General features: G+C 38.0%; 1 protein-coding gene. It reads left to right on the top strand.

The window, feature by feature from the left end; all coding sequences use genetic code 11:
- The first annotated feature begins 149 nt into the window (after positions 1-149).
- On the top strand, positions 150-12,980 hold the full coding sequence (locus PXD56_RS05600) for a T9SS type B sorting domain-containing protein (protein ID WP_276492333.1): 12,831 nt from the start codon (positions 150-152) through the stop codon (positions 12,978-12,980).
- The last annotated feature ends 127 nt before the right edge of the window (positions 12,981-13,107 follow it).

Genomic DNA, 13,107 nt, shown 5'->3' with positions numbered 1-13,107 from the left:
CTTCCAAAATAAACAATTAAGCCTAATTTAAATCATCAAGCATATAGAATTTACACCTACAGTAACATAAATCGCACTTATACAACATTTTTTTAGCCAAGAGCTAAAAGCTTGCTTTATTTGTTTTAGTACTACTTGAAACCATACCGATGATTACTCAGATTAAATCGAAAATTAAATTCTTACTGTTTTTTCTAATAGCATTGAGCTCCTTCTTAGGATCTGCACAATTGAGCGACCTTCATTATTTACCTCCAATGAAGCAAGGTCAAAACAATGCAGCTATTCAGAACCAAGCTATTCATTTGTCTACTCCAGAAACCACACCTTTCAACGTTTACGCGTACCAAGGTACTTCTAACACAATTGTACAAACATTTACAATAGATAGACTTAACCCGGGATTATGGACCTTGGCAAATGGTGATAACAATATTACACTTGTAACTAACGCTAACACTGGTACAGTACTTACCAATAGTGGTTTACGTTTTGTTTCTGCAGGTGGAGAAAAGTTTTATGTCAACTACAGAGGTAACTCTGGCTCTCAAGCGGCATCTTTAACAGCCAAGGGTAGACAGGCAATGGGTACTAATTTTAAGTGGGGCGGTGTTCCTAACAAAGGTACACATTCATCAAAATCGAATACATTAGGTATTATGGCTACAGAAGATAATACCACGGTAGTATTATCAGGTTATGATCCCGATTGCGAATTCAGGGTCGGTAATGATAGAGCGGGGATAACTGCTAACTCACACACAATAACACTTAACGCCAACGAATCTTTTGTATATGAAACATATATAGGCACTAGCTATTCACAAGCTCATGAAGATGGGTGGATCGGGGCCTCTATTGTAGCGACAAAAGATATTGTAATAAGTAACGGGTCTATGAACTTTGGTAGTCAAGACGGACAAAGCCATAGAGATGCCGGTATAGACCAACCAGTTCCCATCAATAAATTAGGAAAAGAATATGTATTCATTAGAGGTAATGGTTCTACTAGCGGACTTACGGAATTTCCTTTAGTAATTGGTACTGCAGACAACACCCAAATATTTGTAAATGGCAATACTACAGCAATTGCAACCATAGATAATGGTGAATATTTTAAAATACCAAGTAGCAATTATTCAAGTAATACTGCTGGTGCAAATATGTATGTAACAACTTCCAAAGATGTATATGCATATCAAAGTTTAGCAGGAGCAACTGCGAACTACACTCAAGGTCTAAATTTTGTTGCACCGGTAAACTGTTTATTACCAGATGTAATGGACAATATTCCAGACATTAGAAACATGGCCGGTACTGATGTTACTGGTGGTTTAACCATTATTGCTTCTGTAAATACTCCAGATGCCAATGTTAAGGTATTTGAAAATGGTGTAGAGGTTTCTAAACCCGCTTCTGACCCGGTTGCTGGATCAGATGACTGGAAAACTTTCTACATTCCAAATTTAGATGGTGACATTAACGTAACGTCAACAGGACCAATGGCTATTGGTTTTTTCGGGTTTAACGGCGCTCGTGGTGTTGCAGGTTATTTTTCTGGATTTGATACTGTACCAGAAGTTATACTACAAATTAATGGTGGAACTGTAGGGGAATGTTTTTCTGGCTCAAGTATTTTTGAAGCTTCAGATGACAATTTTGATGCCTACCAATGGTTTTTTGATGGGGTAGCCATCCCTGGTGCTAATTCATATGATTATGCGGCAACAATTGCTGGTGACTACTATGTTAGAGGAACCAAAGGACCTTGTACCTATGATTCGCAAACCATTAAAATATTCTATTGTGAACCAGATGTTCAAATTAAAAAAACAGTTGATAAATCTGAAATAACTGAAGGTGAAACTGCAACATTTACTATTAGAGCAGAGAATTTATACTTTAATGATATTACAAATTTACAGGTAACAGATAACATTCCTGAAGGATTAACATTAGTTCAGGCTACTACAATCACTGGAACCTTTAACGGTAGTGTTTGGAATATTGGTACTTTGGCTCCTGGTGAAGTAGCATTTTTAACCCTAGAAGTAACCGCAGACGAAATTGACATCTTACCTTTACTCAATCTAGTAAATATAGCTACGAATACCCAAGACCAAACGGACGCCAATATTACAAGAGATGAGCCTTCCGCCCGAATTATAGTCCATAATGATTTTGACAATGACGGTGTTGTAGACAGCGTTGATTTAGATGATGATAATGATGGTATATATGATGCTGTTGAGCAAATGTGTATCATATCTAGTGATGTTAATTTCACCTCACCATCAAGCACTGTACAAGGTGGTACTGCAATAACTGAGATTTTCTCTAATTACGCAGGTTTTTGGAGAAGTTCTACAAGCTCAATAAATCCGGTATTACCAACCTTATCACATGAATTGTTGGCATTTACCACTGGTGGAACAACTTTTACAACTGGGGTTGCAGACGATGACCTTTATGACGCTAACGGGAATGGTTTATTTGATGGCATAGACTCCAATAATGATGGAACTGCGGATATTTCTGCAACAGAATCTAGCTGGATGGCTTTGACACCTTCAAATAATATTTATAGTGAAGCAACCTTTGAATCTAATTTAAATGATGGGAATGAGGATAATGCTTTAGGGTTAACTATTATAAATGACCCTACCACAGACGCATTAAATCCATTGTTGACCCACGGGCAAAACGGATTGGACCTTGGTTCTGGTATTGTTAACATTGGTGATACATGGACTTATGAAATAGATCCCATTGTAGCTACTAACGTTGGCGATGGTATACCAGATATTTTATTAACTCAAGTTGCAGACCCTAGTGGTGTCGGTCACGTTGTAAGTCTTTATGATGCAACAGGTGCTCCTCTAGGAAATGCTGTAAGAGTACAGGCTTATAGTGGCGGAGCACTTGCCGATGTTGTAGGTAGGTACAGATTAGATATTTACCACTCAAACGGAAGCATTTTCTATAATAACACAACAAGAGATTATCGTTTAGCAACAGTAGAATTGTCAGAATTTGGTATACCTGCGGCTAATTTAGCTGATGTGGCATATCTTCGATTACAACTTAGTTCAAATGCCGACGTTGCCTTTTTATCTTATAATACAGCTTCATTTTCAGGATTTTGTGCAAATCTAGATACTGATATGGATGGCTTACCAGATCATTTAGACTTAGATAGTGATGATAATGGTTGTAGTGATGCCAACGAATATTACAAAGATGATGCAACAGATGGTGGTGATGGTGGTGAATATGGAACGGGAGTTCCTGCAGTTGACCCAAATGATGGTACTGTAAATGCAGCATCTTACACTCAAGTATTTGCTCCAGTAATTGTTTTAGGCAATACTTCTGAATTATTGGGCGGCACCGATATTAATGGGGAGGATGTAGATTTAGGTGATACATACAACTACGTTTTAAGATTTCAGAATACGGGCGATGATGATGCTACGAATTTTACTATAAAAAATGTTTTACCTGATAATGTAAGTTTAAACGATATAAATATTGACGATGCCCCTGGTGTAACAAGTAGTTATGTAGAAAGTACCAGAACTATCACTTTTTCTATACCAGATGCACTGGTTGAAATTGATGACCCAGAGTATAAGATTAAAATTACGGTTTCTGTTGCAGGCGACTGTTCTGAGTTTGCAGCGGCTTGTGCCTCTCAACTAGAAAATCACGCATATGCCAACTATTCTGGAACATTGAATACAAACACCTTTTCAGACGAAGATGGCAGTAACCCTGCAGGTGCATGTACCACAACTTTAGAAGTAGCGGCCAACAATGTATCTGATGCACTGGCAAATTGTAATGTTGCACGTACGGTTGAACTTTGTGGTGTTAGCGGTACACTTTCTGCCGGAATAGGTTTTGAGACTTATACTTGGGCAATTGATACAAATAATGATGGTGCTATTGATGCCGGAGATACTATTTTAGACGACGGTACTTCAAACACATTGACAGTAACAACTATAGGAAACTACATTGTAGAGAAAACATCAACCTCTGGCTGTGCTAGTCATACTGAACTAATTACTGTTGAACGTTATGGTGAAACTCAAACCAACCCTATCATTAGTTATTTAAATCAAGTGAATAGTGATAGTAATCCTGATAATGACATTCAAGGAGAAACCGTTACTTGTTCTAACGATAATAGCTCAATGCCACACATTTTTCTTTGTGGAGATACTGATAGCGCATTTATTCAATTAGGCATAACAGATGCTTTAACCATTAAATGGGAGAAACTTGACGAAGCAAGTTGTAACGTTGCTACTTGTGGTGATGTTAGCGATGATTGTGCAAATACAGCTAGTGGTTGGACATGGAACGAAGAAACAGATGCAGATAATTTTACCGTAACCGAAAGTGGTAAATACAGAGTTGTAATAGGTTATGAAGGCGGATGTTTCAGTAGATTCTATTTCAACGCATACCAAAATACATTAGATATTCCTGAGCCAGATTCTTCAGACATCATTTGTGATACAGAAGGTTCTATTAGAGTTATAGATTTAGGTCCGGGTTATGGTTATCAATTATATGATGTAGAAAACAATACTATAGCCGTGCCATTTAGCGCTGTTCAAGGTCCAAACTTTGCTATTGCAACTAGCGGTACTTACAAAGTACAGATAACACAACTAAACCCTACAACAGGTGCACCAATTGAGAACAGTTGTGTATTCGAAACCGAAGAAATAGGTATTGCTGAAAGAATTTTTGAGACAACGATCAGTTCAACTCCATTTGATTGTACAGATGCAGGAACAATTTCTATACAGGCATTGAACGTTTCACCAGAATATAGCTATGAGCTTTATTTTGATAACGGTAGCGGTGGTAAAGGAGCCTTGGTAACTAATTATTTACTTTCCTCTGACAATACGCATACATTTACTGGTCTTTCAGCAGATGATTACGTAATCGTAACAACTACAACAGATGGTTGTAGTGACGAAAAAACTATCACCGTAGACGAAATTCCTGAACTAAGGTTAACAGCAACAAATCAGGATAATATTACCTGTACTGCGGGTGTAATAGACTTAGTTGCCACAGGTGGTACAACAGGATACGAATTTGCTATCTATAGTAAAGATGGTGTAGCACCATATGCTGACGAAACAACAATTCCTGATTCTGAATTTACATCTAATCCAACATTCCTATTCGGATATGATACTTCTTCTACATATATACCTAATGAAGATGGTGATTATGTATTCGTAATCAGAGATGACAATGGTTGTTACGGTTTATCAAACATTGTAACTATGGAAGATTTAGGTACAATTACCATAAGTGCATCAAATACAGATATTATATGTGCAGATTCAGCTACTTCTGTATTAACCATTACCGCATCTGGTGGTAATGCACCATACCAATACAGTCTTGATGGTGGCGCAACGTACCAAACGGAAAACTTCTTTAACAATTTAGCTGCCGGAACTTATACCATAACGGTAACGGATTCTAATAGTAACCAAGGTAATGCATGTACAGAGACTTTAGAGTATGAAGTTACCCAGCCATTTCTTTTAACGGCATCTCCTTCTATTATAGAAGATGCGTCTTGTGATACATCTGGTGCGGCAACTCCAACTGCTTTAGTGAAGATATTAAATGGTAGTGGTGGTCAAGCTCCATATGAATATAGTTTTGATGGCGGTAGCACGTTCTCTTCAGTTGACGAGCAACGTTTAACACCTGGTACATATCAATTAGCTATAAAAGATGCTTTAGGTTGTGAAACACCTTTAGAAATTATCGTACCTACAGCTGCTATAGACCCTACTTTCACGAATGCAATAACTTATGAATGTGATGGGGACGGCGTAGTAACGATTACCCCTTCTAACACTGCAGACTTTACATATAGTTATAAATTAAACGGTACTGACAACTCACCACTAGATAGTAATGTATTCAATAATGTTGCTTCAGGTACACAGACAATTACTGTTGGCTATACAAGTTTAATAGCTGCGGATCAAAGCACTTTATTCTATGAAGATTTCGGAGCCGGTGTTACCACACAGATTGCTGAAATTGGGGCAGGATATTGCTACGAACCACAAGATGGCACAGATACGGACTGTAATTTAGGTCCTGCAGGAATTTTGGTAAATGCTGAATATGCGGTTACGAATAGAATAACCAACCCAAATGTATCTTGGAGAAGTCCTAATGATCATTCTGGCATAACCGATGGTAGGTTTATGGCAATTGGGGTTAGTACCTCAGCCGGAGATAACAATATTCTATGGTCAAGAACAGGATTAGAAGCACTTGCCAATCAAGAAATAACAATCTCATTTTACGCCTACAACATATTAATTGACAATGCCTCTGGTAACGACCCAGAAATATTGGTAGAATTGGTTGATGGTTCTGGTAATGTAATTAGTAGTCAGGCAACAGCAGCTATTCCTCAAAATAACAATGCAGATGACTGGCATTTAAGAACAGTTACTATTGATCCAGGTGCAAATACCGCTGTTGGGGTTGTATTACGTACCAATCTTAATAGCGACAATGGTAACTTCTTGGTTTTAGATGATATTCAGGCATCACAAACTCCGGAGTTATGTGAACAAACACAAGATATTTCAGTAATTGTTGAAACAGGAAAAACTTTTGAAGTAGCCATTTTAGGTAGTACCGACCCTACTTGTAACGGTAGCGATAATGGTAGTATTCGTTTTGAGGTTTCTAATTTTGACACCACTGTAGGTTATCAATATTCTATTGATAATGGAGCAACTTGGATTACGGAAACTACATCTCCAATTACGACACCTTTAGCGCTTGCCGATGGTACATATACAGTTATGGTCGAAAAAATTGACGATAATTCATGTACGGCAACCTCAGCGACTTCAGCAACGTTGACATCACCAAATGCATTAACTGCTGATCTTCAACAAAATGCAGAATTCACTTGTTTTAATACTGGTGCCACTTTGCAGGCTTCTGCAGCTGAAGGCACACCTGGTTACGAGTACCAATTAGAATTAACAGATAATACTGTAGTTAGAGCTTTTAGTAACTCACCACAGTTCTTGAACGTACCAGCTGGTAATTACCATGTTAGGGTTAGAGATCAGAATAACTGTGAAGTTATTTCAACAACAACAGTAAATGTAGTTCAACCAGATACCATAGCTTTTGATCTAACAGCTACACAATGTTATGATGGTCTAAGCAACGGTACGGTAACCGCTACGGTAACTGATGGTAATGGTAATTATTCATTTAGAATTAATGGCGGAGCATGGCAAACACCATCTACTATTACAGACGTAGCATATACCTTCAATAATTTATCTGAAGGAACCTATGATGTTGAAGTAAATGACCAATACGGTTGTGCTTCAGCTATTCAATCAATAACAATAGCTCCAACAATTTCACTTAGTGTTGTCGCTGTAAATGCAAGTTTATGTGCAGATGGTAGCTTAACGGCAACAGCTTCTGGCGGAGACAATAATTTCATGTACGCATTTATTCCTTCTGGAAATACGGTAACCGATGCTGATTTCGCAGCTAGTAATTCAACAACAGTAGCACTAGCCAATATAGGTGATTATGATATCTACGTAAGAGACAAAGCAAATGGTACGGATGCCTGCCAAACAATGGTTACAGAGACCGTTGCCGCAAATCCGGTACTAGATATAACTGCTGTAGCCACAGACCCAGATTGTCATGATGGCACCGGTACTATTGAAGTAACTATTAACGACGGACTTTCTCCTTTCGATTATAGATTGGTAGATGTTACTAACGGTACACCAGATCAAGTACAAAATAATGTAGTGGGAACTACTAAAACTTACTATAACCTGGCACCTGGTGAATATGACGTTATTATTACAGACGAAGCAGGATGTTCAGAAACGGAAACTGTTACTATTACAGCACCAGCAGAACTTACAGCTGACATTGTTTTAGCCTATGCCAGTGACTGTAGTGGAACCGATACCGATTTTGGATTCGATTTCACAAATGTTACCACTGGTCTAGCAGGAACAATTGAATATAGTGAAGATGGCGGTAGTACTTGGCAGACAGGAACTAGTTTCAGAACCGGACTTACATCTGGTGATGAAGTTTTCCCATCGCTTAGAACAATAGACGGTAGTGGCAATGTAATTTGTCAAACAGATTTACCAAGAGAAATAATACCTTATCCATTAGATGATTTAGATATTACTACATCATCGGTTGTAGAGAACTGTGATGAATTAAAAGTTAAGGTTCAAGGTGGTGAAGGTGTACCTGGTTATGAATATGCTTTTTCAAATGACCCATCGAACTTTGATGAAAGCACAGCTACTTGGTATGCTGGAGGAAGTTTCCATTTGGATGGTACAGCAGTTACTGCAGGTCATGGTATGTATGAATTCACTAATTTAATACCAGGTAGAACTTATGTATTCTATGTTAGGGACAACAACACCCCTTCAACCTGTATAAGACAAAGTACGGTAAACGTAAATGAAATTGCCGGGGGTCTACCAATGACTATTACACCAGAAATTAATCCTTCTTGTAATTTAGCGAACAACGGTGAAATTACATACACAATAGTTGATGAAGATGGATTGACAGAAAATAGAATGGAATGGACCTTATTTGATACCGATAATAACATTATTGATCAAAGTGCAGGTTTTGTAGCCTACAGTAATACTATTACCGTAAGTGGCCTTTCCGCTAATGAATACTATATTCAAGTAACGCAAATAGACGACGCTGATAATCAACAATGTATCAGTGCCAGTGAAAATGCTATTCTAGATGAATTGGATATTATTACAGGAGTCGCTAAATCCGAGCAAGATATTTCATGTGAAAATCCTGGATTAATACTGATCGAAAATACTCAAGGCGGTGGAGGTACTTACTTCTATACTATTACAGGTCCTGCAACTTTCTCTACTATTACAGCAACAGGTGATAACCCTATAGAAATACCAGCAGGTTCTCCTGCAGGAACATATACGGTTAATGTAGAGGATCAATATGGTTGTTCGTATCCTCTTAATGATGTTACTATGAGCTTTACAGCCGCACCAACTATTGATGATGTGGTCATTGCAAATTGTGATACAAATGCATCAGTTACTATAGATGCTACAGGTACAGGAACTATTCTTTATTCCATTGATGGCGGTAGTACATACCAAAATAATGGCGGAGTTTACAATACCGTAGCAGCTGGCAGCTATACTATATTTATAAAAGACGCTACAGGTTGTACAGAAGATACTAATATAGTGGTACACCCTACTCTACAGGCTTCTGCTAATTTAGATAAGGCACCTGGTTGTGATGCTGGTTTTGAGGCTGAAATAGCTATTGAAGGTATTTCAGGCTCTGGGAATTATGAGTTCGAAATTCTTGACAGCTCATTAACAGATGTAGTAACACGCCAAACTCTTACAGGTGGTGCAATGAATGTACCAGTAGGCGTTCCGGACAATACTATTGATACAGATTATACTGTCAATGTATATGATATTGGTACCGCTTCTACAAATTGTTTTAGAACATTTACGGTGACCATACCCGCAGCTGTTCGTCCAGATTTCACCGCAACTCCTATTGAAGTTAGTTGTTCAGGTGCAGAAGATGGAAGCATAGAACTGGTTCAAGTAAATAATGGAAATAATCCATTGACATATACGATAAACCCTATGCCTGCAACGGCAAATTGGGATGCAACAACCCAATCTTTCACAGATTTACCTGGTGGCTCATATGATGTAACTGCAAGAGGTCCTAATAACTGTACCACAGTAAAAACAGTGGTTATAGATGAAAATGCAGCTCTAACATTTACTGCTCCAGTTCCTGTTCAGTTTGGTTGTGCTAACGGTAATGACGGTGACAATGCTACAATTACTATAGACGCAAGTACAATTAATGGTGGTAGTGGAACATACAATCGTTTTGAATTTATAGATGATGCAACTTCGAATGTACTTCAAAACAGTAATAATTTAACCTACACGCACACAGATGCGGCTGGTGGTGATATTATTGTTCGCGTATACGATGACGAAGGTTGTTCTTCAGAACATATTGTTACCATAGACCCTTATGACACTTTTATTGACGCAACGGTAAATGTAGATAGAGATCTAGACTGTGTAAACAGTGGAGAAAATATTACTATAAATGTAAATAGTACTGTTACCAATACTACGGCAAACCTTGCTAATTATGAGTTTAGAATATTACCATCTGCCACATACCAGACTGGTGACAATACTTTTACAAACTTGGCTATTGGTACTTATACTATTGGTATTAAAAATGTAACTACAGGTTGTGAAATAACAAGAACCCATATTGTAGAAGACCCTAATACATTTAATATCGAAGTCAATAAACTTGCAGATGTAGTGTGTTTTGGAACAGACGGGGCTATTGAAGTAACGTTTACCGACGCTACTTATACAGGTGATTTCAATTGGGAAGTTGTAAATGCCGACGGATCAGCAACTATTCGTACAGATGATGCGGGTATTTTTACAGGAACAGGAACAACAGCTTCTATTCCGGTAGCGGCAGGTAGCTATATTTTAAGAGCTTCACAAGTTGGAACTCCTGAGTGTATTCAAGAGAGATCTTTTACCATTACATCTCCATCAGCAGCGGTAACATTAGCAACAATAGAGACAACAGATGTTGGCTGTAGCGATGATATGGGTAGTGCCAATATTATACCTAATGGCGGTGAAGGTCCGTTCAATATTGTTCTTACCCATGTTGGTAGTAGTACAACTTACACTGCAGACCAAGTAAGCAGCAACCTATTTAGAAATCTAAGCAACGGACAATATACCGTTGAGGTAACAGATAATTTGGGCTGTACAGAAACGTTCACTAATGCATTCACGTTATCACCTCCAGAGCCTATTGTTGCCAATATTCAATCTATGCAAGATTTGGTATGTGAAGGTGACACTATAGGGGAACTTACTGCAGGTTTTACACCAAGAACGGTTACCACAAACTATAGATATATTTTAAATACATACGATAGTGATGCACCTGGTGCCAATGTAATACAAACCTCTAGTATACAAACAGACCCTACTTTTAGCAATTTAAGGTCAGGATATTATAGTATAACTGTTTTAGATGACCTTAACTGTTCTGATGAAACTGCTATAGTTGAAATAGTTGAACCTACAGAGGTAGTAGGACAATTGGTAACTGCACAAAGAGCTACTTGCTTGTCTGATGCTGAATTATTACTTACGGCTTCAGGTGGTACAGGACCTTATATGTGGAATACCGATGGTACTTCAACCTTCAATGCAATGAATGAAACTAATGGTCCAAATACCCATTTATTTACAGGTGTTACACCAAATACATATCGTTTTTATGTTCAGGATAGCGAAGGGTGTATTTCTGTCTTAACAAATAGTATAACCATTAATCCTGTAACGCCGTTAACGGTAACGCTAGACAATGATAACCCAACGGTAAGTTGTAATGGAGATAATAGCGGTGTTATTAATGCAGAGGCTCAAGGCGGCTTAGGAGATTATGAATACGCATTGTTCTCAGATGCAGGTCTTACAAATGAAGTACGACCAAATCAACCAACAGGCTTATTTACTGAGCTGTTGGCAGGTACTTACTACGTTAGGGTTCAAAGCGATGATTGTGAGGTTTCATCTTCTATGGTAACTATCACTCAACCAGACCCACTAGTTATAGATACTGCAAACACAGTAATTAACGATGTAACCTGTAACGGTCAAGATGATGGTAGCATTACGGTCAACATGATTGGCGGCACCGGTACTTACCAGTATGCAATCTCACCAAACTTGGATCGCTTTAGTGATGACAATACATTTGATGATTTGGCTCCTGGTGATTATGTTATTATAGCACAAGACTCCAATGGATGTTTTGAACTTATTGAAGCAAGTATTGAAGAACCGGAAGTTATAGAAATTACTACTGAAAGCACTCCAGAAATCTGTGTAGGCGAAGAAGACGGAACTATAGATTTAACCATAATTGGTGGTACCGCTCCTTACAGTACTCGTTTTGAATCTGAAACTGATTTTGTTCAAGACAGGTTAAGCTTTACTAACTTGGCTGCTGGTGACTATATCATATATATTGAAGATGCACAAGGTTGTGAAGAAACAATCATTGTTACCATAGATGCCGGTGTTGATTTAGGTGCCGTTGTTGAACCAGTTTATGAGTGTGACGGCAATAGTCCTAGCAATTACGTGAGTATAATATTGAACGATCCAAGTATTGAAAATGACATTCTATTTGGATTGGACACTGTAGACCCATTAGAAATGCAATTAAGTGGTAGCTTCAGTAATTTGACTCCTGGTAATCACTATATCAGTATTTCTCATGCAAATGGGTGTATTGCTACTTATGATGTTGTTATAGAAGCTTTTGATCCTCTAGAGCTTACGGTTGTAGAAAGTAACATCAACCAAATCACCGCAACAGCCGTAGGAGGTAAAGAAAATTATACATTCTATATTGATGGTGTTGAACAAGGCTCAGAGAACATATTCTATATCACTGAAACGGACACCTATGACATTACTGTAGTTGATGAAAATGGATGTGAGGTTACACAAAGTATTTTCATTGAATTCATTGACATAGAAATTCCGAATTTCTTTACACCTAACGGTGATGGACAAAATGATTTTTGGATGCCAGATAACATAGAAGTTTATCCAGAGATTTTCATAAGCATCTATGATAGATATGGTCGTTCAGTTTACACCTTCAAGGATAATGAAGACGGATGGGACGGCTTCTATCAGGAAAATGAGCTTCCAACCGGTGATTACTGGTATATAATAAAATTGAATGGAGCTGCAGACACTAGAGAGTTTGTAGGAAACTTCACGCTGTATAGATAAGATTAATAGTAGAGGTTTCAACAACTGTCACCTCTACTATTTTATTGATAACCACTTAAAACTAGGGTTTTACAACTAAATATTGTCCTTTATAGTCTGTTTAAGTTATTTTGAGATAAAATGAACC

Origin of the sequence: Maribacter zhoushanensis (genome assembly GCF_029350975.1) — a bacterium.
GTDB lineage: Bacteria > Bacteroidota > Bacteroidia > Flavobacteriales > Flavobacteriaceae > Maribacter > Maribacter zhoushanensis.
This window is presented reverse-complemented; position numbering and strand designations above follow the sequence as displayed.